The sequence below is a fragment of the Trichocoleus sp. AS-A1 genome (assembly GCF_039962015.1).
Lineage (GTDB): Bacteria > Cyanobacteriota > Cyanobacteriia > Cyanobacteriales > FACHB-T130 > FACHB-T130.
Window position 1 is genome coordinate 1 of record NZ_JAMPKG010000006.1, and the last position, 25,554, is coordinate 25,554.

The 25,554-nt window shown below is 46.4% G+C and carries 21 protein-coding genes, 1 tRNA gene and 1 pseudogene; 5 read left to right on the forward strand and 18 right to left on the reverse strand.

Going from position 1 to position 25,554, the window contains the following annotated elements:
- Positions 1 to 126: 126 nt before the first annotated feature.
- The 8 genes and pseudogenes from NC994_RS06230 to NC994_RS06265 all read right to left on the reverse strand — a co-directional run.
- Positions 127 to 270: pseudogene (locus tag NC994_RS06230) on the reverse strand (N-acetyltransferase); the annotation flags it as partial.
- Between the two features lie 370 nt (positions 271 to 640).
- Positions 641 to 1,384, reverse strand: a complete 744-nt coding sequence (locus NC994_RS06235) for a hypothetical protein (protein WP_190436829.1) — start codon at positions 1,382 to 1,384, stop codon at positions 641 to 643.
- Positions 1,385 to 1,764: 380 nt separating this feature from the next.
- Positions 1,765 to 2,247 (reverse strand): cupin domain-containing protein, encoded by a 483-nt coding sequence (locus NC994_RS06240; protein ID WP_190436832.1) that lies wholly within the window; start codon positions 2,245 to 2,247, stop codon positions 1,765 to 1,767.
- A 117-nt stretch (positions 2,248 to 2,364) separates the two neighbouring features.
- Positions 2,365 to 2,898 (reverse strand): GrpB family protein, encoded by a 534-nt coding sequence (locus NC994_RS06245; protein WP_190436835.1) that lies wholly within the window; start codon positions 2,896 to 2,898, stop codon positions 2,365 to 2,367.
- A 264-nt stretch (positions 2,899 to 3,162) separates the two neighbouring features.
- Complete coding sequence (locus tag NC994_RS06250; protein ID WP_190436838.1) at positions 3,163 to 7,749, reverse strand: CHAT domain-containing protein; 4,587 nt, start codon at positions 7,747 to 7,749, stop codon at positions 3,163 to 3,165.
- A gap of 9 nt (positions 7,750 to 7,758) precedes the next feature.
- Complete coding sequence (locus tag NC994_RS06255; protein ID WP_190436842.1) at positions 7,759 to 8,706, reverse strand: DUF1822 family protein; 948 nt, start codon at positions 8,704 to 8,706, stop codon at positions 7,759 to 7,761.
- Positions 8,703 to 9,473, reverse strand: coding sequence for a hypothetical protein (locus tag NC994_RS06260; RefSeq protein ID WP_190412545.1), 771 nt, complete (start codon positions 9,471 to 9,473; stop codon positions 8,703 to 8,705). The genes NC994_RS06255 and NC994_RS06260 overlap by 4 nt, the downstream gene beginning before the upstream one ends.
- Positions 9,470 to 9,652 (reverse strand): hypothetical protein, encoded by a 183-nt coding sequence (locus NC994_RS06265; RefSeq protein ID WP_190667003.1) that lies wholly within the window; start codon positions 9,650 to 9,652, stop codon positions 9,470 to 9,472. The genes NC994_RS06260 and NC994_RS06265 overlap by 4 nt, the downstream gene beginning before the upstream one ends.
- Between NC994_RS06265 and NC994_RS06270 the strand changes: the two genes are divergently transcribed.
- From NC994_RS06270 to NC994_RS06285, 4 genes are all read left to right on the forward strand, one after another.
- Complete coding sequence (locus NC994_RS06270; RefSeq protein WP_190437145.1) at positions 9,651 to 10,331, forward strand: actin-binding WH2 domain-containing protein; 681 nt, start codon at positions 9,651 to 9,653, stop codon at positions 10,329 to 10,331. The genes NC994_RS06265 and NC994_RS06270 overlap by 2 nt on opposite strands.
- Positions 10,332 to 10,381: 50 nt before the next feature.
- A complete protein-coding gene (locus tag NC994_RS06275; RefSeq protein ID WP_190436845.1) occupies positions 10,382 to 11,056 on the forward strand; it encodes a hypothetical protein in 675 nt (224 codons plus the stop codon).
- A gap of 215 nt (positions 11,057 to 11,271) precedes the next feature.
- Positions 11,272 to 14,070: a TIGR02921 family PEP-CTERM protein gene (locus NC994_RS06280; protein ID WP_190436848.1), complete on the forward strand. Its 2,799-nt coding sequence runs from the start codon at positions 11,272 to 11,274 to the stop codon at positions 14,068 to 14,070.
- Between the two features lie 178 nt (positions 14,071 to 14,248).
- The gene (locus NC994_RS06285) at positions 14,249 to 15,112 is read left to right on the forward strand and encodes an alpha/beta hydrolase (RefSeq protein ID WP_190436851.1); all 864 of its coding nucleotides are present in this window, start codon (positions 14,249 to 14,251) and stop codon (positions 15,110 to 15,112) included.
- Positions 15,113 to 15,379: 267 nt separating this feature from the next.
- Here NC994_RS06285 and NC994_RS06290 read toward each other — a convergent pair whose 3' ends face one another.
- From NC994_RS06290 to NC994_RS06335, 10 genes are all read right to left on the reverse strand, one after another.
- Positions 15,380 to 16,294: a branched-chain amino acid transaminase gene (locus NC994_RS06290; protein WP_190436856.1), complete on the reverse strand. Its 915-nt coding sequence runs from the start codon at positions 16,292 to 16,294 to the stop codon at positions 15,380 to 15,382.
- A 253-nt stretch (positions 16,295 to 16,547) separates the two neighbouring features.
- On the reverse strand, positions 16,548 to 18,023 hold the full coding sequence (locus tag NC994_RS06295) for a DUF697 domain-containing protein (RefSeq protein ID WP_190436859.1): 1,476 nt from the start codon (positions 18,021 to 18,023) through the stop codon (positions 16,548 to 16,550).
- A gap of 91 nt (positions 18,024 to 18,114) precedes the next feature.
- Positions 18,115 to 18,191 (reverse strand) — tRNA-Met (locus tag NC994_RS06300).
- A 46-nt stretch (positions 18,192 to 18,237) separates the two neighbouring features.
- Entirely contained in the window at positions 18,238 to 19,191 is a 954-nt protein-coding gene (locus NC994_RS06305) for an asparaginase (RefSeq protein WP_190412552.1), read from the reverse strand.
- 133 nt (positions 19,192 to 19,324) lie between these two features.
- The gene (locus tag NC994_RS06310; RefSeq protein WP_190412553.1) at positions 19,325 to 19,825 is read right to left on the reverse strand and encodes a CGLD27 family protein; all 501 of its coding nucleotides are present in this window, start codon (positions 19,823 to 19,825) and stop codon (positions 19,325 to 19,327) included.
- Between the two features lie 20 nt (positions 19,826 to 19,845).
- Positions 19,846 to 20,307, reverse strand: coding sequence for a ribosome silencing factor (gene rsfS, locus NC994_RS06315; protein ID WP_190412872.1), 462 nt, complete (start codon positions 20,305 to 20,307; stop codon positions 19,846 to 19,848).
- Positions 20,308 to 20,457: 150 nt separating this feature from the next.
- Positions 20,458 to 21,063: a bis(5'-nucleosyl)-tetraphosphatase (symmetrical) YqeK gene (yqeK, locus tag NC994_RS06320; protein WP_190436863.1), complete on the reverse strand. Its 606-nt coding sequence runs from the start codon at positions 21,061 to 21,063 to the stop codon at positions 20,458 to 20,460.
- Between the two features lie 146 nt (positions 21,064 to 21,209).
- A complete protein-coding gene (locus tag NC994_RS06325) occupies positions 21,210 to 22,439 on the reverse strand; it encodes a glycosyltransferase family 4 protein (RefSeq protein WP_190436866.1) in 1,230 nt (409 codons plus the stop codon).
- 216 nt (positions 22,440 to 22,655) lie between these two features.
- Positions 22,656 to 23,105, reverse strand: a complete 450-nt coding sequence (locus tag NC994_RS06330; RefSeq protein WP_190412556.1) for an anti-sigma regulatory factor — start codon at positions 23,103 to 23,105, stop codon at positions 22,656 to 22,658.
- 22 nt (positions 23,106 to 23,127) lie between these two features.
- Positions 23,128 to 24,126: an anti-sigma factor antagonist gene (locus NC994_RS06335; RefSeq protein ID WP_190436868.1), complete on the reverse strand. Its 999-nt coding sequence runs from the start codon at positions 24,124 to 24,126 to the stop codon at positions 23,128 to 23,130.
- 487 nt (positions 24,127 to 24,613) lie between these two features.
- Between NC994_RS06335 and NC994_RS06340 the strand changes: the two genes are divergently transcribed.
- Positions 24,614 to 25,402 carry a 7-carboxy-7-deazaguanine synthase QueE gene (locus NC994_RS06340; protein WP_190436871.1) on the forward strand — a complete coding sequence of 263 codons (789 nt, stop codon included), beginning with the start codon at positions 24,614 to 24,616 and terminating at the stop codon, positions 25,400 to 25,402.
- Positions 25,403 to 25,554 lie beyond the last annotated feature (152 nt).

The window sequence follows — 25,554 nt, forward strand, 5'->3', positions numbered from 1 at the left end:
GATGTTGCAGTTCTTCCGTTGTCTCTTGGACTGCCACTTTGAACTGATTTGCCATTGCTACACCTACCCTGTTGCTTTCTTCAATTTAGTGCATCTTCATTGGAAACTGGTATCAGCGCTTCGCTATCGCGCTTCTTCGCGGGAAATTAAGCGATCGTCGAAGAGGAATCGCCGCACATCGGTATCGATCCACAACTCGTGCAGGGAGTCTAGATCGTCCATCTGGCAAGGTCGCAGGCGCAGACGGTCAGTGTGTAATAAGTAGGTCATAGCCGATAGAGTTCTTGCAAAAGTCGATTTTTACTCTGTAGCTGTAAGATTTATTACCTCTTTCTTCCCTATTTATGCCAGAAGTTTAATGTTCTGCTGTCCTACTCATTGCCAAAAATACGGCGTTTCGGTCAAGTTAATCGCAAAGTTAGCTCGCTGCGATCGCCTGAATAGGAAGTGGTAGCCTTTGGAAATAGATTTTGGATTGACGCAAGGAAACCCAAGCTATGACGATGAGCGATCGCGCTACGAGGCATCGTAGGAGTACACAGCGCTCGCTTTATTGTTGCACTAACGGCTGCTGATATCACTGCGGCAAGTAGTTTAGAACAAAGCCGGAGGTTGCCAATCCATGCGTTGCATGACTTTGTTAGGTGGTGTGTGGGGGTATCGCACCTTTCTGGACGAGTTGACTATCAATTGACTCAACAAGAGTTTGTATCGCATCAACGCCACGCCGAGCAAAACCAACTGTAAGAGGCAATGCACTGCCCACTTTACTTGGAACCCGAAGAAATGATGCATAGCGATCATAGAATGCTTGATCAATTAATCCTGATTGGTGTACGAGTAAATGTCGAACTTCAAAGAATGCAACAGCCTCGTCGAGAATCGCTCGCTCAAGGTCAACGCCAGTATCAGCAATTAGACGATCAATTGTCTTACTTGTATTTCGTCCACCTTCGAGCCGTTTGAAAACTTGCTCTACCATGAAGTCTGCAATCGCATTGTAACTGCCCAACTTCACAATTTCTTGATACTGCAAAGCACCTGGCGCTTTACCAACAACCAATAATGGTTTGTGATTGTAGAGTTCACGAAGCAGGTTTTTGCAGTACTCACCGAAATGAGTGTAGTTACGGCACAGAGCTAATTCTTGATTATTGCGGCGAACCCGATTGAGGATTGAGGATGGTTGCTTGGCTTTCACATTAAGGGCTTTATAAGTCTTTGGGGATACTTTAAGAATTGTAGAAATTTTCTCATCTGGATTATCATGAGCTTTAATCTCACGTTGTATTACTTCAATAGCAGCATCAACAACTTCAAGCTGCTGAAGAACTTCATTACATCTATTGTTGAATAAGCACAGCGATTTGGATGGCTTAATCATCAGTTATATATATCAAAAAGCAAACTACCCTACTAATTATCCACCTAACTATATATTCAACTGCACCTGCGGTCGAACCTCTATTGGAACTTAGGCATTTTCTAGCCACTAAAGGGGCTGAAAATGCCTCTGCGTAAGGGAAAGAGGTCGATGACAAAAAATGCCTAAAACCCTTAGCGAATACTGGATTTGTGCTCGTTTGAGCTAAAGCTCTTTCTCTATCTAGGTTTGAAGCCATTTTTATCAATTTTTGTCTAAGTCCCGTTAACACACTGGCAGGTTGTGCAGCCTGAATGATTGTTTTAAAAATTACCTTACAAGGATGCCCCCACCAATAACTTAAGCAAGCTAACGTGCAGATATCCTGATTGAGCGAGAAGTCAGGTGTCTAATGCTCCAAACGGTTTGGCATCTGACAGGTCAAAGATTTCAATAGCATCTTCACGGCGAATCATACGTTTTCCAAGATGCGGGAAATCGGCAATTTCTACATCAAGGTTTTCTCCTCCCATTAGGTAAACTAAGTCTTCATCGCCTGCATTCCTCAGATGATGAGCGACTGAAGGAGTCGGGAATGCCATGAAGTCTCCTGCACCAACTTCAAATTCTTCCCCGTCAATTTCCGCAATTCCGCAACCCGATAGGATGTAAATCCATTCTTCTTCGCGGTAGTGGGAATGATAGACAAACGATTCTTTTCCTGGAGGGACTTTTGCGAAGTTGACTCCGGTGCGCTTTAGCCCGAGCAAACGCCCCATTTGTGTCCCTGAGATTTCTGATTTCGGATTCCAGGGGTGCGAGAATGTTTGCATATTGTCTTCAATTTGTTGACGCCGCAAAATTAAAGATTTCTTGTCTACCATGTTCGTAACCCTCAGATGGTTTACTGGATACCTAACAGCTAAATTCAGCGATCGCAATATGGGATTTCATAGAGGTTTCTCCTCGCAAGCAAAATATAAGTCTGGATAGGGACACTGTTACTCATTTACTGAAGACACACGCCACCCTGCTGCTTTTCGGTCAATGGTTTTGATAAAGTCGTCTTTCCCGTCCATATATCCCTCTATATCATCGGGATACATCTCGGCTAATTTCCGCTTAAGGTTACTGTATTGCTGTGCATCGTCAGGATGAGCAATCATGTAATCTCGAAATGCTAAGTGATGCTTTACCTGTGCTGAACCAATCTCGAATGTATGAATGTGATGTGTTCTGATACCTGCTTGGCTATTCTTAAGGAAGAATCGCCGACCGGGAATTCCATATTCACCCATCACTTCATAACCCAGTGACTCCATTGCTGCACTCTGCTCATCTACACGAGAAATGTCTTTCACTTCAACCAGCAGATCGATAATGGGCTTTGCGTAAATATTAGGAATTGCCGTGCTACCAATATGATGTAGTGCAACCATATTTTCACCCATTGCCTCAGCAACTTGCTGCGACTCAGCCTCAAACGCATCTCGCCACTGTAGATTGTGTGGAACTACTTCAACTTTGAACGGCATGACTGGCACCTGTAGTAATGCAAGATTCTGGGAAGGAAGAGCAATTCTTGGCTACACTCGCAGATTCTCCAATTGCGAGATTCTTGATTTGTAGATAAGTGCTGTCTGAGGTCATTAATCTTGTGTCAGTTTGAGAGGGTCTGGCATTTCGGTGTATTCAGTTGGGGAACCACTGATTTTAAACCAGGAATTTGGAAGCAACAAAGAGGCAGATATCGCGATCGCAATTAATCTGGATTTTGTGCAACTCTACTAGCAAATCGACTACTGGCAAATCGACAGGCTGTTTGTTTGCAGATAATCCCGCATCCAGGCACAGTTTAGAACCAGTAGGGCATCCAGATCCAAATTCCATAAAATGATCGTGCGATCGCTACTAGCTGAAGCGATTGTTTGACCATCTGGGCTAAAACTTATCCCCAAAACGCTATCAGTATGCCCACGGAGGGTTTTGAGCAATTTCCCACTCAGGCTCCAGAGTTTCACCGTTCCGTCAGAACTGGCAGAAGCGAGAGTTTGACCATTCGGGCTGAAGCTGATGCTATTGACTCGATTGGTATGTCCGGTTAAGGTTTGGAGCAACTGACCGTTGCTCCAAAGTTTTACGATTCCATCAGCACTGGCAGAAGCGAAGGTACTACCATTGGGACTGAAGCTGACATCTAAGATACCAGCACTATGTCCCGGTAGATTGCTGAGCAAACTTCCGTTATGCCAAAGCTTCACCATTTCGTCAGCACTCACAGAAGCTAAAGTCTGTCCATCCGGGCTGAAACTCACGCTTGTTACCGAATCCTGATGTCCGATCAAGGTATCCAGTAGAGTTCCATCCCGATTCCAGAGTTTCACAGTTCTGTCGGCACTCGCTGAGGCTAAAGTCTGACCATCTGGACTGAAACGAACACTCAAGACACTAGCAGTATGTCCCTGGAAGGTCTTCAGAAGCGTGCCCTCTTTGTGCCACAATTTTATCGTTTTGTCAGCACTCGCTGAAGCAAACGTCTGTCCATCCGGGCTAAAACTGATACTGGAAATCTCCCCATTGTGTCCTTTGAGAGTTTTTAGCAGCTTCCCGTCTTGATGCCAAAGCCTCACTGTTTTGTCGGCGCTGGCGGAAACCAAAGTCTGACCATCTGGACTAAAACTTACACCCCGCACCTCAGAATCATGCTTCTGCAAAGTGGGAAGTTTCTCAGCGTTAGGGTGCCAGAGTTTAACTGTAGTATCGGCGCTGGCAGAAGCCAAACTCTGACCATCGGGGCTGAAACTCACACTGTAAATCGAAGCGCTGTGTCCTTTGAGAGTAGAAACAAGCGTGCCATCCAGACGCCAAAGTTGCACCGTTTTGTCTGCACCGGCAGAAGCCAAAGTTTGACCGTCTGGGCTAAAACTAACCGCCCAAACGAGATCCTTGTGTTCGGTGAAAGTTCTGTAGGGACGAGTTTCAAACCCTCCCAGACTCCGATTCTGACGCCAGAGTTTCACTGTAGTATCTGCACTGGCAGAAGCCAAAGTCTGACCGTCGGGGCTGAAACTGACGCTATTGACTGAAGCGGTATGCCCTTTTAGAATCCCTAGCAATTTACCATTACGGTGCCACAGTCTAATTGTTTTGTCGGTGCTAGCTGTCGCTAAGGTTTGGCTGTCTGGGCTGAAGTGAATACTTGTTACCCAAGAGCGATGACCCTTTAAGGTGACAATTAGGCTGCCGTTCCGCCGCCAAAGTTTCACCGTTTTATCCGCACTGGCAGAGGCGAGAAACTGACCATCTGGGCTAAAAGCAACGCTATTGACTTTGCCAGCGTGCCCTTTGAGAGTAGTTATGAGTGTACCGTCCCGGTGCCAGAGTTTCACCGTTTTGTCATAACTTGCAGAAGCCACCATTTGGCTGTCTGGGCTGAAGCTGACGCTTTTTACTTTGTCTCGATGTCCTTCCAGCGTCGTCAACAGCCTGCCATCCCGTTGCCAAAGTTTAACTGTACCGTCATCACTCGCAGACGCGATGGTTTGACCATCCGGGCTAAAACTGAGGCTAATGACTGTTCTTTGATGTCCCTCCAGACGGTTATACTCTCTGACGCCGTAGACGGCTTGCTGTAGAACCGTTACCACTCGAATGCGGGTATCGGGTTTGGCTTCGATAGATTGTTGTAGCTGTCTACCTGCCTTTAAACTTTCCAGCAATGCTTCTAGTTCTTTATTTGAGGCTAAAAGTTCATCTGAGGAGGCACTTAAAGCATTGAGTTGGGCATCGATTTCACCCGTTTCGGCTCGCTGCCATTGCTTTGTGGCAATTCCCACTAGCAATCCTAGTCCTATCAAACCGCTGGTGAGTCCCAGGATAACTTGTCTTCGTTGGCGATCGCGTACTCTCTGCTCTCGTGCTTGCAGCGCCAAACTTGCCTGTATAAAAGTTTGCTCCGTTGAACTCAGATCCGCCGAACGTTCGGCGTACCAATGTTGGGCTTCTAATAACGGCGCACCTCGCCACAGTACACCCTCATCTTGCTGGCTATCCCATTGTCGCAAAGCTATCCGCAATCGCTCCTGCCAAGTCCGGAAGCTGCGGTCATCTTCTAGCCACTGGCGCAAGCGTTGCCACTCTCGAATCAGCGCTTCATGGACGATTTCGACGGTTTCAACCCTGGTTGCCTCATCTTGTCTGCTAACAACCAAACGCGCATCTGCTAGGCGCGTAACTAAGTTCCAATTGTCTTGTCCTACGTCGGTGCGGGTGGCGATGCGGCGAGTATCGGCGGTGCCTTCACCGGGATGCACTAATTGGAGAAAGATACGCTTTGCCTGTTGCTGTGCTTCCGGTTTGAGTGCCGCGTACACCTGTTCGGCATAACTGGCGAGTGCTTGTTCGACACCGCCAATGGCATCATAAGCAGCATGAGTGAGGATACCATTGCATTGTTGTTCCCACAGCAAGGTTAGGGCAAACTCCAGTAAAGGCAAAGAACCGGGTTCGCAGCTAACGGCATCTAGTATGCGCGATCGCAATCCTTCCTCGATCTGTACGCCTAAATTCTGGGCTGGTTTTGCGATCGCTGCTTGCAGTTCTAAGCGGCTCATTTGCCCTAAAAATTCTGGGGGGAAGCGCTGCAACGCAGAGGCAAAGGGATGATAAGAAAGTGCGTATTCGCAGAAATCTGCTCGTAAAGTGAGAATTAGGGTAAAACTGGGTATCTGGTTGACAGCAGTTAATAATTCATCTTGAAAGCGTTGACGGATTTCAGCTTCCTGACAAAGCGCGTACAATTCCTCAAACTGATCGGCAAATAAAAGCAGATGGTCAGTTGTGGGAGTTTTATCTAGAATTCGCTCTAACACAGCGATTAATGGCAAGTCACCCTGCTGAATTGCTGTTGCTAGTTTGTTGATTTCAACCAAACGATCCGTTTCACGCAACTGCGGTTCTAATAGGGGAATCAGTTGTTCTGCCAGTTTTAAAAAAGGACGATTCCCCGGACGAAAGCTAACAATTAGCCAGTTTTCTATCTGACGCAGACGTGGAATTAAACCTGCAAAGACTGCGGAAGATTTACCGCTACCGGAAGGACCAATCGCAGCAACGAGTGGCTGATTATATACCGCTTTCAACAGTTTCTCAGTGAAAGCCTCCCTACCAAAGAAAAACGGTGCATCGGCTTCTTGAAATGCAGACAAACCCCGATAGGGACAGGGGAAATCTTGCCCAGTTTGTACGGGCACGGCACTGCCGTGTCCGTACCCCTCAAGAGACCCTTTTCCTCTATCATGTAATCCTTGCCAAATTATGGGCACCGCTGTGGGATTTTGGCATATTACTGGCAACCAACTGGCGCAAGGACATCGATCCTCTAAAGCTTGCAACTGTTCTCGTGCTTCTCGCACAGAGGTATAAAAAGACTCACCCCTAGAAAAGGCAGTGAGAAAATACTTGAGAAATTCCTGAGCAACCAAGTCAGGGACTGGTTCCCGCATGACGACGATTTGGGGAATGTGGAGGCTTTCGAGGGAACGTGCTAAGCCTAGTCCATCGCAGGAGTTGAAAACTGCCAGTTGTAAGCCGCGTTCTATGGCTCTTTTCAGAGCATAGGTTAACTCGGTGATGGATAAGCGATCGCTACCATTAATTTCGATCTCGCCCGTTTCCCCACAAGCAAGGCTGGAACTATGTCCGGCAAAAAATAAGATATCCCACCCAGATGAGTCCCAAAGTTGTTGGTATAACTGGCGGCGTTGCGGTTCGACTAAAAAGACAATTTCTGCATCACAAAGCAAACTTGAAAGTAGCTTTCGATCTGCTTCAATATCAATCCCAGTCCCATTCCCCAAAACCGCTAAAATTCTGGGTTTTTTCCGTAATGGTGCATCAGTTTCTACCCATTCGTAAGCAGTTGCTCCCAGCGCTACTTCTGCCTTGGGGTAACGCTCGAAAAAATCCCAAAAATGCCAAGGGAGTCGTCGCAGTTGGTTGTTTTCTATTTGCAGAATCAACCGCACTGTATCAGTTGGTAATAATTTTTCGAGTAATTTTTCTCGAATGGGGCGAAATGACTCAGCTTTGAGCCAGATTGTCAAACTATCTGCTAAGGTTTGAGCAGACTGGCGGCAAGCGTCAAGTAAATCTTTTGGAGAACCCTGAATAATTTGTCCTCCTCTTTCTTCCAAGCGAAACAGGAACGACAGACTGCGATAAATAGACTGCCAGTGTTCGTATTGTTCCAGGAACTGAGTTGCTGGGGGCAATTTACCTTTGGCACGGGTGGTAACAGCATGGTTGCCTTCTCCCCGAATTTCCAGCGTTGCTATTGCTCCCTGATGCAAGTCACCATCGATATCCAAGATGACTAACTTTTCCATTGCTGCCTGCTAGATGACAAAGGCTTCTGTGATGCTAATATCTCCTAACGCTACTTTGATACTAAATTGTTCCCTCACTTGTCCGCTGAACTCATATTGCATAAAGGTATCAGTCCTGCTAGCAATAATTTCTCGGAACACTTCCCCAGATTCTGTAAGTACCATCAATTTCAGTTGAGGTGGCAGCGCCATTTGTGGATTGACAGAACGAAGTTGCAGATGAATGCCCAACCTTTCCTGGTTTTCTGGCTGGATGGTGACAATTAAAACAACTGTTTTTGTTTGTAACTCAATTTGCTTTGCCCGTCTTACAGTCGATCTGCGTAATGCTAAAAGGGGCGTTTGTGGCGTCAACACCTCTTCTACTGTCTGCCAACCTGGCTCGAAGAGATTTTGTAACCAGTTGTTTAAGTGCGATCGCGTCTTGTCGGGTGCATCTGACAGCGCCGATTCGAGTTGATCTAGATACTCCATCAGTGCATCCAAAGATTGCAAGTCAGCCAGTTGCAGTTCCTCTGGCGGATCGATAGTAGCAACAGCGGGAGCAAATCCAATCAGCTGTGCTTCCTGCAAGTAGACTGGTTCTGTGGGAGTAGAACGCGATCCAAACTGAACTGCCACATAGCCAACTCGATCTTGCATCACTTCTGGCGGTAGCGTAACTGATGTCTCCCCAGGCAGGACGGGACGGCACTCTAATCTACCTAAGTTAGGCAACACCAGATCCGCTACATCAAACATGGCTCGCATACCAGGATGCCAGCTGTCGCTTGAGGTGAGATCCGGCTCGTATCTCAGCCATTTTAGATAGCGGTGAACTGCCCACACAGCCAGGGTATTGAGATATACCCGTACCCCTTTTTCAGGAGTCGCTTGCTCTTGTGCAAATTGTCGCGCCAGCTGATGGGCGGTGTCGCTGAGGGGAACGTTAAGAGAAACAGGTGCGGTGCTATTCATAAGTCTTCTTCTACATTTGGTTGATAGCCCAAACTTCTAGCGATCGCTTGGAGAAGCGGGACTCCCTTGTTTTTCCAATGCCAGTTCAGGGTGTTGTAATTAATGTTGAGATCCCGTGCTACAAGAGCGAGTTTGTCGGGTGGATACTTTAAGAGCAAGCGCTGGCTGAGGATTTGGCAGTTACACTCTGGATAAGCTTGGGGATGGCAACGCCGAAGTTTGCCTTCCGGATCTCGGTCAATATATTGCTTTAGCTGAACCCCAATTCTTTGATTTTTCCGCTGTTCCTGTTCTCGCCGGGTTTGTGCTTCTATTTCTAAAAGCGTACAGGGAACTGAAGCCGCCAAGCGATCGCCAAAAGTTTCGCTCCCCTCATCCCCCAAGGGCACATCAAGCGAGAGGGGTGGTTTCCTCAGTTGTTCTTGAAATTCCGCTTGAGGATTCTTGGGATTTTTGGCGCGAGTCTGCTGGGAGGAATGCAAGTCGCGCACTTCATATTTCAGGCGTAATTTCAGGTTAATCCAAGCCACCAAACTCTTCTCTAAAGAAGGCTGTCTGGGTTCAAATTCGTGTATTTCATCAGCCAATTTCAGCAATGTATCATCCAAAGCTTCCAAGTAATCCGGGTGAGCGGATCTCGCCAATCCTGGCAATTGCTGAATTTCTATCAACAGCTGATTCATCGCTTTTCGCCAGCTAAGGCTCCCAGATGGATGCTGACGGACTGCTTCAATTAGTTTGCCTAGCCGCTCATCCCGTTCGTTCATAGCAGGGAATTAAGTAAGATTCTCTCCTCTTGCTGTCGGGTCAGCCTATCCAAACCATCTTCGCTCTTCACGGTTTTTGTAAAGTTTTGTAACAAATTTTGGGTATATCCCCACAACTTTGAGGCAGGTGCCTGAGAGATCCGTAGAGCGATACCTGAATTGATAGGAGAAGATGTCATGAATCACTTCGCAATCCTAATGTACTTTTTGCGCGATCGCCAGGAATTTCTGGAAGAGATTAGTAAAGGGATAAGAATTGAAACCAAAATTGTTTCCTTGTTAATTAGTAGTTCAGTCTTTTTTGCACTTTATGGAGCAATCATCGGCTCGTTTAGTGGCGGATTGCAAATGGTTGCTTCAGCCATTAAGCTACCAGCCTTATATTTAATCACTCTAGCTGTTTGTTTACCTAATTTATATTTCTTTGATGTAATTTCAGGCTCTAGGCGCAGCTTTGGACAATACCTGGTTTTACTATTAGCTTCAATGTCAATCATTGGGGTAATGCTTTTCAGTTTTGCACCAATCACCCTGTTTTTTCGTCTTTCCATTAACGATTATCAATTTTTTAAACTCTTGAATGTACTGGTCTTTACCATTACAGGTTTGATTGGGATTAATGTTTTTTATCGAAGCCTGATATATATCAACGAGAAAGATTCTGACAAGCCAAGTAACCGCACGGCGATGATTCGAGGCTGGTTAGTGTTATATGGCTTTGTCGGAAGCCAACTAGGATGGACGCTCAGACCCTTTTTTGGCAATCCTGGTAGCCCCTTCGAGCTATTTCGCCCTCTAGAAAGTAACTTTTACTTTCATCTTTTGAAAATAGTTTCTGACGCACTAGGTCTTCGTTAAGCACGTAACAGGAACCAACTGATATGCAAGCTGACTTAGAAAATTTACAGATGACAAAAGAAGATCTGGAGACTTTGGTTGATTTAGATCCTAGCACTGCTCTAGCCATTGATGCTTATAGAGGGTTTATCCTCAAAAATCCCAAGCAGATGCTATCAGTTCTCCTGACGGAACTATTTATACTCATGCTGGTCTTAATTTTTGTTATGCCAGTAAGTCTAATTTTACTTCGCAACGCTGGAAGTTTACCGGGAAATACAGATGGTGTTACCAGATTATTAATCATCATTTCTAGTATTTCTCTGTTGGGTGTCTTGATTTGGAATGCTTATTTTTGGCAACAAGTTAAACAAGTCAAATCTTTATCGAGGTTACTAGATAAAGTCGATAAGTACAATCGCGTAATTCAAGCGATCGCTCTCATCGACGAACTAGAATCAGCAAGCCGCTCAGCCTCGAGGTGTAATAGCCTCAGCACTAGAAAAGAAGTCATTCAAGCTTTGAGCATTACTAAAGAAACTTTGAGCGGCGCTTTACAAGCGGAAATGCTCATGAAGAAACATCGTAAATTCCTGAGCAATCATTATGAGTTATTTGCAAACCTTGAAGAAAATCTTATTTGCTTGATGTCATTTAACTTGAGCGATCGCGTAGATGAATATAGCCGCTTACTCAATGAATCTTTGCAGATTGGGATTAGCGTGCATAAGGAATTGAAGAATTAACGAACTGCATTAGCAAATCATGCGCGTTAGCGCTTTAGGATGCCAAGGGCACCAAGAAAGAAACCGAAAAGGGTTTTACGAAATATTCAGAATCGCTGTTGAAGAAATCATGGTTAATGAGAATTTAATTTCGGGTTGATTGAAACCAAAATTATCAATGGTTTATCAATCATTTTCTAAATAATCGAAAATTTGTTCCTAGGTGTACTTCCATTATGAAGAATCTGCTTCATGCCACATATCACGGCATATTTTGGTTCTGTAATATTACATTTTTGCTGGTTGTCTGCGCTGGGTATTGGCCTGCATATACAGGCGAAATCATTAAGGCTGCGTCGAATAGTCCGATCGAAAGAGAATTTTTCATCACCCTTGCAGTTCTGATTGTGATATCGATTATCTGTACGGTGCTGGGACTGCGGCGTTTCCGTAAGCAACCTTTACAGCTGATGCGTTTGTTTTATGGCGTGGAAGCACCCCTGTTTCTCCTGTGCCTACTATTGTTTTTCCTTAGACAGGGACTCCGCCTCCGGCTTGCGGAACTCACCCCCGCAAGTGCCTTGATTTTGGGCACGGTGGGCGTTTGTATCGTTGCTTTTTACCTGGAAGTGCTGTATGGCTATGCAAAACGTCATCGAGCGATCGCATGGTTGCAAATGATGGCTCACAGTCTGATGCCGGGGGTTGGTGTGTACCTAGGGTTGCTGCTGCTATTTTATGCCGCACCCGCAGCCGCCTTTCTCGTGTACAACTTCTTCCAATTTCAGTGGATAAGGGACTTTGGGTATATATGGGCTTCCGGAAACTGGTGGATGCCCGTCTCTTTTATGCTCTTTTGCGTAAGCGTTATCCTATCCCTGTTCATGCCTTGGATATTGGCAAGCTACTACATTCAATCTGGGCAGCGAATCTTACGTGCTTTTGCGGCTCAGCATGGGCGAAACCGCACTGTTATTGGTTCGGGGACGGTGGTGACTGCTTGGATGATTCTGTGCCTCTCATTCAATGCCCAGCCTCAGATTCAGGCATTTAAACTGTTAGACAACCCAGCACCATCAGATAGCGAAAAGGCAGCACTTGTAGCGAAGTCCGATTTGATTCGGGATGGACTCCTGAACGCTTATTTTTCTTCTTATCGGTATCTGGGCACTTCAGAAGAAAATGACCATATCCGCGTTATGTATGAGAGCGTTTTTGGCTCACCAGAGCCGCTTTCCCAGTTCTTCCAAGACAGCTACAATCACCTGATGTCGCCGTTTTTATACAACGGCTCCCTGAGAGATATGGAAAAAGCTGGAAAGCTGTACGCCCAGTTTTTTGACAAGCCGATTCAAAAAGCAGAACGACAAGCAATTCAACACGCTTTGCAATCTAGTGGTAATTTGGACGATGCAAAGGCAGGATTGCTGAATATTAACCAGGAAAAGGTGTGGTTGCGATCGCAACAAGTCATCGTTAAACCACAGGGCGATTGGGCCGATGTGGAACTCTATGAAGTGTATGCCAACAAAACCACTGATGTTGAGGAAATTTTCTATTCCTTTTCTTTGCCAGAAAGCGCGGCAATTACAGGAGTTTGGTTGGGCGACAGCGAGAACTTAGCCAAGCGCTTCCCTTTCAAAGTTTCGCCACGCGGTGCCGCTCAGAAAGTTTATACTTCACAGGTAAGGCGCTGGCGTCCCGTCGATCCAGCTTTACTTGAGCAAGTTGGGCCACTTCAATATCGCTTGCGAGCCTTTCCCATTCCTCCCCGTTTATCACCGCAGGAACAAGCGGAGTCAGAAGATCGACCAACCGAAATGCATCTGTGGCTGACCTATAAAGTCATGCGACAAGAGAAGGGGTGGGCGTTACCTCAGCTAGGAGAGAAGCGTAACATTTTTTGGAATGAAGACACCCAGCGTATCCGCAATGGAGAAGTTTTAGCACGGGTTGGCGATGAATGGTTGGAACCATTTTTGCCAGCAGATGGGCAATACCAGCCAAGTCTACATCAGGTTAACTTGCCAGATGGCTACCAAATCTCAGCCAAACCCTTAGCTGCAAAAGATTACTTGATGCCCCAAGGGAAGCGGTTTGCAGTCATTGTCGATGCTTCGCGGAGTATGGCAGTACGCACCAAAGAACTGACGGAAACATTGAGCTGGTTGGAACAACACGGCTTTGCTGACAACATCTTCGCGAATAATGATGCTGATTTGTACATCAGTGCGTCTCCTGGTGCAAAACCGCAGCGCATCGATGATATCAGTCGCTTCGATGCCATGAAGATGACATTCTACGGCAGCATACAACCCAAGGAAATGCTGCGGCAGTTTACGCAACTGCGAGGGAATACGCCTTACGACGGCATCTTATTGGTGACGGATGAAAGCGGTTACGAGTTATCAGACAATCGCAAAGATGTGCCAGTAATGCCTGCACCGTTGTGGGTGGTGCATCTAGGAGCGTTGCCACCTGCTTACGATGATGCAACTCTTAAAGCCATTCAAGACAGTGGTGGCGGTGTGTGTACTGAAATTTCCGAAGTTTTGCAGCAACAGGCAACGAAGGCAGCGTTAGGGTCATCTGTCGTCAGCGTAGTGGATGGCTATGCTTGGGTTTTGGAAAAAACCCCCAAAAATACTCAGAGTGCTGATGCAACTCAAAACTTTAATACTCAAGGTTTTGAACCTCTAGCGGCGCGGCAAATGGTTTTGGGGTTAAGCAAACAGCTGAATGGAAAGCAGATTGCTCAACTGGATGCCATTCATGCGATCGCTAAAACTTACAAAATTGTCACTCCCTACTCGTCCATGATTGTACTGGTCAATGACGAGCAACGAGAGGCACTTAGAATTGCGGAAGCTCAGAAAGACCGTTTTAACCGTTCGGTTGAAGATGGAAAAGAGCAACTGAGGCAACAGAACAATCGTTTTAGCGCTAGTGTACCCGAACCCTCTGCGATTATCGGGTTGGTAGCGATCGCCTTGTTCCTGATTCGCACTCGTCAACGCGGTGTCAAACTACAATAGATGCACGTTTCGACTGTGAGAAACAGAAGGCTCAAAGGCTCACTACTATAGCCATTCAAGGGTTGGGTGCGATACATCAGTAAGGGCTTTTTGAATGCCATGCTCCTACAATGACATTCAAAAAGCCGCTACTGAACGTTAGAACCGCAATCTATTCCACCCAACCGAGAAACGCTCTATGCTCTATCGTAATTTCTCAACGCAAGCCGAGCTGGATGCTGAATATAACGTAGAAAAGTCAGTACCAGATTTCACTGTGTACGCAGATTTCTACGTGAAAACAAGCGCTAGCGTGCGCTCTGCGTTGTCTTGCAAACTCCAGGTTCCCTTTGGCCCCACTCTAGCCGAACATCTGGATATCTTTCCAGCAGCTCAACCGGATGCCCCCATCTTGGTGTTTATTCACGGTGGCTACTGGCGACTGCTCAGCAGCCAGGATTTTAGTTTAGTCGCCAAAGCACCTGTGGAAGCGGGAGTTACAGTAGTCGTCACCAACTATGCTTTGTGTCCTACCGTGACAATGGATGAGATCGTGCGTCAGAGTCGAGCAGCGGTTGCTTGGATTTATCAAAATGCTTCTAGTTTTGGAGGCGATCGCGATCGCATTTACGTCTCTGGTCACTCGGCGGGCGGTCAATTAACAGCAATGCTGATGGCAACTGACTGGGAAGGAACCTACGGTTTACCCGCCGATATCATTAAAGGAGGCTGCGCGATTAGTGGTTTATTTGACCTGATGCCCTTTCCCTACACCTGGCTGCAACCCGCTTTACAATTAACTTGGGGAGAAGTTCTCCGCAACAGCCCCATCCTGCATATTCCCGACAAAGCCGGATCGCTGATTGTCACCTACGGCGGGGATGAATCTAAAGAATTTCAACGCCAGTCCGATGAGTTTCTAGCAGCCTGGAAAGCGAAAGGTTTAAAAGGCGAATATCTACCCCAACCTGGTAAAAACCACTTTACTGCCATTGATGGTTTTCTCGATGTTAATAGCGATCTGTGTACTGCTATCCTGCGACAGATGGGCGTTAAGGCGTAGCGCTTATTGAGGGTTGGTTTATGAGCGGATCTCCTCTGCTAACAAAAATGCCCTCTCTGGTGAGAGGGCAGCATTGCTTTTATGATTTGAGGAGTTTCATTGATACAAATAAAAGCGTAAGCCTTGGATGTGACGCGGGTGTGGCAATCAGATACCAAGGTTGCGATCGCCTTCGAGTCTCGCCGCTGATGCTGTTCTTGTAACCTGCGAAGGCAGTTTGGTTTGTAGAGACAAGGGTTATCACGTTTCGCCTTCTGACGGACTTTCTTATTCAAGCACGATCGCGTCTACCCAATCTTGATAATCGGGATCTCGATTTTCCGTAATCGCGATGAGTTTTTCTCGCAGTTTTGTAGTAATCGGTTTGCTCTCTGGTAATTGATAGTTTTCAATTTTTTTGATGGGCGCAACCTTGGCAGCCGTCCCGCTCAAGAAAACTTCGTCAGCGATAAAAAGCTCTGATTTATCAACGGGTCTTTCTATCGTTTTAATTCCTAGATTTCTGGCAATTGTTAGGACGCTATCTCTGGTAATTCCTTCTAAAATATCCTGTTCAAATCCAGGGGTAATCAGTTGCCCATTTCTCACTAAAAATATATTCATCCCAGAGGCTTCGCAAATTTTTCCCTGCGAATTCATCATAATTGCCTCATCAAAGCCGGACTCTACCGCCTCAGTTTTCGCTAAGGCAGAAGTAATATATGCGGCGCTGATTTTGCCTCTCAGAGGCAAGCTGCGATCTTCTTGTCGATACCAGGAACTAATTCGACAGCTGACTCCTTCCGGAGATAAATAATCTGCTAGCTCAATTCCATAAACTAAAAAATCTTTCTCAACATTATGGAGCCTAGGAGCGATTCCTAACCCCGAAGTATATACGAGAGGGCGGATATAAAAAGACTTGTTTGGTTGATTTTTTCTAATAAAATCAACGATAGTTTCTCGAATTTTAGAGGCTGGTATATCGTAGTGTAAATACTTAGCACTATCACTTAACCTTTGGCAATGACGGTCTAATCTAAATAGTAAAATTTGCTTATTATTTTGAGGATCGGGAATCCCTCTTAATCCCCCAATTGCGCCAGTTCCATAGTGCAAAGCTTGGGTAGCAATAGAAACTTTGGCTTCGTTAAAAGGGACAAATTTATTCTGAAAGTAAGCAATGGGTAAAAAATTATTCATAAGCTTAAAGAAGTTTTTCCAGATGTTTTTCGATTTGCCGATTGCGATTCTACACATTCGGCTTCCTGAACTTTCTTTCAAAATTCAAAAGGAATGTGTGTTCCGACTAAATTAGGAAATTCAAGAACGTTAGTGACTATTACTATATAATGATGTCTTGATTTCGAGCTAGTACAGATTTCGATATGAATAAAACATTTTAATAGTAGGGTGGGCATTGCTCACCCTACTGTTGGGCTAACCTACTACTTGGCTAATAACTAGCAATCTCGTTACCCGCGATCGCAGGCTGGGGTGATTCTGGCACCAGACGCGCCACAGCTTGCTTGACAAATCCTTGCAAGAAAGCAACTCGTTGATTTTGCTGAAACACTTTTTGCAGGGTTTCGCGCAACTGATCCAGATTCAAGGGACGCCCTTCGGATGTCGTAGCGGCTTCCTGCGCTTGGAAATATTCAATCAAGCTCAAACCCGCTAACCGGGTTAGATAGGCAGCGCTGACCCCCTGAACCGCTCCTCCGGCGACAAATGTGATCGCATTGCTCTTGAGAACCCCACCTACGGTTTGAGTCGTTAGTTCAACTAAACCTAGCTTGAGCATCAAGCTACCCATTGTCCCAGCGATCGCTTGCGCTTGTTGAATAGAGAATTTTTGCTGATATAGATTACCGAGATCCATGACGAGCTGACCATTAATGGCAGCAGTTGCTAGCAAGTCCAAGGCGGGGACGGGGTTCGCAAAGGCGGTGGCGGCGGCAATCCACTGATATTGCTCGATAACGGGAAGGGCGCGATCGCGTCTCACTTCATTTAAGGCGGATTTCGCTTCGGCTTTCAGCGCATAAGCTGCTCTCCAAGCCGTTGCCCAAACAAGCTGTTGACTTTCTTGAGCTAAAATTTGGCTTAACCGACTTGCGATCGCACTCATCTCAGGCGCTGGGGTTTCCATCCACTCCCGCACCGAACCATCCAGTTGATGCTGACGCACTTTGATGGGGGTAGGAGAAGCAGCGATCGCCACGATATCTTCTCCGTTCAGCGTTCCTTGCATTCGTTGCCGCAATTGCTGCAACACCGTGGCGCGTTCTTCAGGTAAATACCGATCTTGCTTGTTAAGCACTAGCACTGCACGCTGTTTAGATGCCGCTAGTTGCTGTAAGGTTTGATATTCCGGATCGGTCAAATCTCCATTGGTAAGAAATAGCACCAAATCTGACCTCTCCCCGATTCGGGAAGGGGGCGGGGAGGTGGGGTCAATTGCAGTAAATAAAGCGGGTGTCTCTTGCAAGCCGAGTTTTTGCGGCTGTTGCGAAACCCAGTTGGACTCTAAAACTTGAATTAAGGTGGATTTGCCGACTGACTTTCCGCCAGTGACAGCCAGATGCATCTCCTGGCGGTCGATTTCAGTCGTAATTTTGGCGAGTTGTTCTCTTAGCGGGGCATTTGCCGGATGGTTTTCTGCCTCTGCCTCTAGCTGGCTAATCGTACCTTCGGTTTGAGCGATCGCTTTTTCTACCGTTTCCCTGTCCATCTGGCTGACATCTGGCAGATGAAGCTCTTTGGCTGTCTGTTTCTGAAATAACCAGAAACCAGCGCCGAGTGCGATCGCGCCAATTACACTAAACTCACCGACTGTCCCTGCTGAGTCATGAAAACTCTGCAACAGCCAAAGTGAGAATGATAGACCAATTCCCCCGACTAAAATCGGACGCCGCAAATTCACAGCCATAAATATTTAAATGTAACCGAATCGCTGCTAACCAGCCTACAACAAATCCCTGCAACCTTTTGGGATTGCAGGGATTGTTTACTTTTGTATTTGGTGGCGGGAAGTGGATTTGAACCACTGACCTTCGGGTTATGAGCCCGACGAGCTACCAGGCTGCTCTATCCCGCGTCGTTGCCAACTTATTTACTATAACGCAAATTCAAGAATGTGGCAACTACAACATCGAAAGTTCCCCAACGACATCTAAACGCTTGAATTTGCTCAAGCTCATAAAGGTTTCCGACAGGGTTTCCGCCACCGTAGGACTAATCCAACCCATTTGCTTGAGTAAATGAATGGCAACGGCACACTTTGCCCGTCCTGCTCCATCTGCCACCTTAATTGCTAGTCCCATCCCTTCGCCAACGCGACCGATACACTGAATCCCTTCAGCACCCCCTTTGCTGATGATTTCACCTTCGGTCAGACGCATGAGTTCTGTATCAAATAAACCTTCTCCTGCCACCATATTTGGGTGATGGGTCATGGCTCGGACGATGCGTTCCATATCCAAATTATTCCCAGAGGCAAGCTGACCGTACAAGGTACCCATTTGCCCCAGCTGCATGAAGTAAGTCGGAGCGCCACAATCATCGTGGGCACTGATAAACTCTACAGCGGGCATTCGCAGCAATTCGGCAACTTTGCCTAAAATTAGCTGCTGAACGGGGTGGTTGCGCTGCAAATAGGTATTCAGAGGCCAATGCCTTGCTTGGCAAACGGCAAGCATTCCAGCGTGTTTCCCGGAACAGTTATACTCCAGCGGACTCCGTTTACCTTCTGGAATTGGACACTGAAGTGCTGATGGGTCAACATCCGAGCGCCAAAGAACGTTAAAAGCCTGTCGGACTTGGGCAGTCGTACCTTGGTGGGAGCTACAGATAATGGCTAAGTCTCGATCCGTTAGCTTGTAGCGTTCTAGGGTGCCGGTAGTCGTAATTGCCAACGCCTGGAATGGCTTGAGGGCGGAACGAACAAAAGCAGCGGTTTCCGAACTGCCTGCCACGGATAGGACGCGCCCTCGGTTGTCACAGACGACTGCTTGGGCACGATGCGTTGATTCAATAATGCCTTCTCGCAGCAACCGAACTTCCAGTTCTGCGGATTGATTTCTTTTTCCCCTTGTCATGGGTAAGACTTTATCACTTTTTGTTAGTTGTTCAGTAGCCTGCGATCGCTTGTTCTGAGGTCTTCGGTAGACTGTGCAGCCTTTCCTTACTATCCACTACCTCTCGCTCAATGACCTAATGCCTAATGGCTCATTACAGAAAATACCAAGTTAGACTACCTGCAAAGAAAAATAAGGCAAGCAAGACAAAGGTTCGCTGTAACCGCTGAAGGATTGGTTGAACTTGGTAAGTGACGATCAAGCGATCGCGTGTCAAAATTTCTTCTGGCTTTGTCCAGCACTGACCGTCGTACCAACCGGATTCTTCATAAAATACTTGTTGATTCTCTAAGCGCGATCGCACGTAAGACCAACCCAAGTACAGTCGCACCAGTGCCAACACCACTCCCAAGCTCGCTCCTGCTGCACCCATGAGGATAAACTTGCTCGGATACTTTCCTGGCGCAAAGCTTGCTGCTGCCATTGGACCTGCGACAAACCAGCCGAGACCCCAAATCCAAGCCAGCTTTTTGATGTATCCTCCCAGTTCCAGCGTCACCCAGCGAAAAGACCAAGAATCCTTCAACTCCTGGTACTCATTGAGCGGTTGTTGTTCGGCGGGAACTGGGCAAACTGAAACTGGAGTTTCCATCATGTTTTTACTCTCCCATCGGCTCACGATGCTGAGAAATCGATTTTTTCAGCATGACCCCAGAATGCTTCCAGATTATAGAATTCCCGCTCTGGAGGCAACAAGATGTGAATGATGACATCCCCGTAATCCAACAATATCCAGCTACCTTCTGCCTTTCCTTCCACGCGCAGAGGCAGGCGTTGCCACTCCGTTTCTACTTTCTGTTCAATGGATTGGGCGATCGCTCTCACCTGGACTCTGGAGAAGCCAGTTGCGATCGCAAAGTAATCCGCCAGATAGGATACCTCTCCTACCTGTAGCAATACGATGTCAGCCGCTTTGCGGTCATCAGCAGCTCTGGCAGCCGTTAAAGCCAGCTCTTTGCTTGCTTTTTGTTTATCTGCATTGACAGCCAGTCGAGCAGAAGCATTCGCGTCGTCTCCGTTGGAGATGAATGCTTCGTTCCCAGTAGAGGAGGACTGTATCTTGAACTGTTCTGACATTAAATCCTGATTTCCTTGTTCAAAAACACCTATAAATTCCTTCAAAGTTGGTTCAACTCACAGCACTGTACTAGAGAGATGCTGAAGTTTCTATTTTAATTTTTGAAGTTTCGAGCCTCAGCTTTTTATGGCTTTTTTTAACTTTTCATTTCATTTATCCTTCATCCTTTCAGCTTCAGGTTGCTGCTTTTTGCTAGCGATTTGAAGTGCCCAATTACGGCTACGGATCGTTCGAGGGTGAATTAAGCAACGAGTTTCGAGGAGATATTTCAGGGAATAATCACAAGTTAGCCAAACAGCTTTGTAGAGATTTTGCCAAGCAACTTGTCTTAAAGCTTCTAACTCAGGAGTGTTACCTCTGCCTGGTTCCAGAGTATCAGCCAAAAACACGATACAACTCAATTCACTCATTCCTGGTCTGCCTAAGGTGTGATCCTGGATTGCCTGCAAAATTTCTTCATCAAGTATTCCAAATTTGTCTCTAGCAACAATTGCACTAACATCTGCGTGCAATAAATGCGGATTTTCTTCATCCACCGGGTCTAATTCCAATCCTTCTTCTCGTGCCATTTGTAACAGCAGCGAAGGCTTAAAGTATTTTGCGAGATCGTGCATCAACCCCGCTGTCCCTGCTTTTTTCTCGTCGAGTTGATAATGCAGCGCTAGCTCAATAGACATCCGCTCGACGCCTAATATATGTTTGATTCGAGCGGCAGGGACACGATCTGCTAACCAGGCTAAGACCTGTTCGCGCATTGGGCGAGGAACTCCATAGGGCTATCGGGACAGAAGCAAAGGGCAAAGCCTAAGGCTTTGGGCGATCGCTAGTTCCCAGGATAATAAACGCTAGGCATCGCGCGATCGCTACTTCAAACCGACAACCATTTTGCTTTCATTCTAGATCAATGAAGCCTAACCTCATCAAACAGCTTCTCATACTGCTCCAAGGCGTGCTTAAAGGAGTAATTTTCGGTAGCATATTGTCTGCCTTGCTGACCCAGTCTTTCCGCTTTGTCAGGGTTTTTATATAAGTCTAAAATTGCTGCTGCCAGAGCCTCAGGATCTTCTGGGGGAACGACGACACCGCCGCCGCTATGCTGCACCGCTTTAGCTGCCGTACCACTAGCAGGAACAGAAGCCAAAATTGCCCGACCGCTGGCTAGCAGCACCTGAATTTTAGAAGGCATATTGAAGGAAATCACGTTTTCCTTTTGCATCACCAACCCTACATCCGCCGCTGCCAGTAGTTCCGGTAATTTTTCGCGGGGTTGAAATGGCAGTAGCAAAACGTTTGGCGCATCCACTTTTTGACAATAAAGCTCCAGGTCTTGTAAGGCTTTATCTTCTCCCACAATCACCACAGCAATGTCGGGAATATGTCGCAGGCAAGTCGCCGCATCGATCAGGGTCTTTAAGGGTTGGGTGCGACCAATGTTACCGGAATACAGAACCACAAATTTGCCGTCGAGTTGGTGAACGGCTCGAAAATAATTATTTTCTTTAGGCAAAGGTTGGATAAAGTTAACATCAACCCAGTTAGGAATCAACCTAATTTTACTTTTTGGGACTCCTTTCCCAACTAAATTATCAACAAATCCATCAGCAATGACGCTAATCTTCGTCGCTGTTCGGTAAGCAAAATTTTCCAGCTTTTCAAAGATGGCAATCATCCGTTTGTTGGTGAGCAACCCCGTATGAACTGCGGCTTCCGGCAAAATATCCTGGAGGTTCAAGACTACCGGACAGCGGTGCAACCATCCCAGGAGCGCGGCTGGAACGGAAACTGGCAGGGGCGGTACGGTTAACAAAATTACATCTGGTCGCCTGCCTTTGAGGGCATGGACTAAGCTGATCAGGACAAAGCTAGCATCCAATAGAATTCGATCTATCAAACCCGGTTTGGGGCGAATCCAGACATAATTGCGCTGAATGGCTACGCCATTTTCGAGTTCTGTTAGGTACAATTTCCCCTTATATTTCTCGTAGATGCGCCGTTGCGGATAGTTTGGCATGGCAGTGACAACTCGCACTTGATGACCTTGTGCTACCAAACCTTCCGCTAGTTCGGTCATCAAGGGGGCAATGCCGATTGGTTCGGGATGGTAGTTGTAGGAGTAAATCAATATCCGCATGATCTAGGTCTTACCAAATATTTAGCACCAAGCTTTTACCTAGTCTAATCGGGGGTTGCGGTATGTTGGTACAATCGCGCATCTTCTTTGAGGAATAATGTGGCTTTTTCTCGGTCTATTTCTCGGTCTATAAGTGCGATCGCGCTTGTAGATGAGATTTATTCCCAGTTGTCAGAAGCAGCAGCACATCTAGGAGAAAGCGAATACTCTCCAGTTTTAGCGAATTTTTCTTCGCATCAGCAAGCAATTTCGTTCGTCAGGCATCCGCGTGTAATCGAGTTCATCTGTGAATTGTTGCATAAATATCAACCCGCGACCTCCTTCATTCTCCAGGGGGTCAAAATCCTTTTGACCCACCACTTGCAACTTTGATTGCAGCTTGGCTTGCAAGTTAAACGGTTTTCCGTAGTCCCAAATCCGCATTTCCAGATAGCTAATATAGACTTTCACCTCAATCTGTATTGGGGTGGTTGGGGGCAATGAAGAATGAGCGTGGCGAATGACGTTCGTAAACCCTTCAGTCAAGGCTACCTGGGACTGCCACCATAATTCATAGGGCAGTAGCGGTAGAGTAAGTTGCTCAAACCATTGCAAAACTTCTGTTAAAGCATTTAGATCCGTCTCCACCTGAAGGCGGGATTGTGCTATTGGTTGTTCCTTTGTCATTAACAGAAGTAATTGAGGTTTCCTAATAAGCACCACTGTTTTTGCGAAATAAAATTAGGATTGTTTTAACAATTAACTTGAGGTCGTAAATCAGGCTCCAGTTCTCCTGATAGCGCAAATCTAAACGAATCACATCTTCAAAATTGCGTACTTGCGATCGCCCATTTACCTGCCACTCACCCGTCATTCCTGGTTTCACATCTAAACGCTGCCATTCCGGAACTTCGTATCGTTCTACTTCATCGGGTGTCGGGGGTCTCGTACCGACTAAACTCATCTCCCCTTTCAGGACATTCCAAAACTGCGGCAGTTCATCCAGGCTTGTCTTCCGTAAAATTCGACCCACCCGTGTTACTCGCGGATCGTTTTCATTCTTGAAAAAGGCACCGCTGGCTTGATTCTCAATTTTGTCTTTCAGTGCTTCCGCGTTTACGCACATCGAACGGAATTTCCACACCTGAAACCGTCTTCCCATCCAACCGCAACGGATTTGACTGAAAAAAATCGGGCCTGGATCGTCGAGCTTAATCACAATGACGATGGGAATAAATAAAATTGCCGTAATCCCTAAACCCACCAGCGATCCCACCACATCAATACCACGTTTAATCCACGAGCGCACGGAAGGATGAGTCGTTGGTAGCTGAATTTCTGATTTTTTCCCAGGGGTTGTGGTTGCGCTTTGGCTTGGCGGCTCGATCGTTAAAACTTGATCCAGCCCCGTCATCGCTAACACTGCCATCACTTGAGGATGGACACCCCGAAGTACTAATTCGACTTGTTTTTCCCGTGCTAGCTTTACATTACTGACTAGCGCACCAATACCACTGCTATCAATAAATGTGGTCTGACTCAAATCAAAAACTAATTGCTGGGTAACGGCACTCTCTTGTAAGAATTGCTGACAGCTTTTCTTAAAAGCCACGGCCTCAAGAACAGTAAGGCGAGGGGGTAGCTGGACTACAGGAGTGTCGTTGAAGAACGTAATCCGAAAATCTGCATCGGGGATCGGTCCAACCATGTAAACCTAGTGCTAAGGTGCCATCTTATATTTTGAAAAATATTTGAGATTAGTCAATTCAACTTCATTAAAAGTTTTTGTAAAGAATTATTTTATTGTTTTGATATAATTCTACCTAGAATCAAATTCATCGAGTGTCCATAATAGCACTGAAATAGCGAATTGTACCAAGAATTTTTTAAACTGCTTCTAAGGATACCAAGGAGCAAACAGCTTGGCGGTGGTTAAAAATTGTAGTTATCGTGAGTTATTCTCAGTGACCGACCGGAATCATCAATATTGACAGAATTATCAAGCGGTGAGAAGGCTGACTGGGGAACCCCCTGCTAAGAGCGATCGCTGTTGGCAGTTGTTGGCAGCACGCGGAGATTCAAGCATCCTTCCCGCGTGGTTAATCTAGGAATTCAAGGCAGATAATGGGATTAGTAGAAACCTTAGAGTAAACCCAGTCCGGAGCGAATCAGTCGCATCTCAAGTCAGAGCAACAATGACCCCTAAAACTGCCGACTATCCCACTGCGCGGCTAATTGAAGTCTTCTCCGCCATTCAAGGGGAAGGACTGAATGTAGGCACCCGCCAAATATTTATCCGCTTTGCCATCTGCGACCTGCGCTGCCATTTTTGCGACAGTGCCCACACCTGGTTAGCTCCAGATAAATGTACTGTGGAGCAAACACCTGGTCAAAGAGACTTTGAAACCCACTCCAATCCAGTGTCTAGCTCGGTGTTACTAGAATGGATTGAACGGCAAAATCAACCCGGTTTGCACGACAGCATCAGCCTCACGGGTGGCGAACCGCTGCTTCATGCTCCCTTCCTAGCTAAATTTCTGCCTGTTTTGCGCCACTCCACAGGGTTGCCACTCTACCTAGAAACTGGCGGTCATCGTCCAGAACAACTAGCCCCGATTTTGCCCTTCCTGGACTCTGTAGGCATGGATATGAAGCTGCCTAGCGTCAGTGGAGAACAAAGGTGGGAAGCGCACAGGGAATTTCTCCAGCTTTGCCATGACTCACGGGTTGATAGTTTTGTCAAATTAATTATTTCTAGCCAAACTGAGCCATCTGAGCTGGAACAGGCATCTGAATTGGTGGCAGCAGTTAGCCCTGCTATCCCGGTGTTTTTACAGCCAGTGACACCCCTACAAATGCCCCATCATCTGCCAGTGTTTGCTCCAACCCCCGCGCAGGTTCTGGAGTGGCAGGCATTAATGAAGCGAAGTCTCAAACAAGTGCGAGTTGTGCCACAGACTCACAAAATGCTGGGTCAACTTTAGAATTGTTCATGGTTCATCAGGAATTCTCAGGAACTACGAATCCTGATTAGTAAATTTGTGTAGTTGAATAAAGAATTGATGAAGAACCGGAATACTTATGTGAAATTACTGTGTGGAAGACCGCTTTAAAGTTATCTTTAACCAGCTTTTAA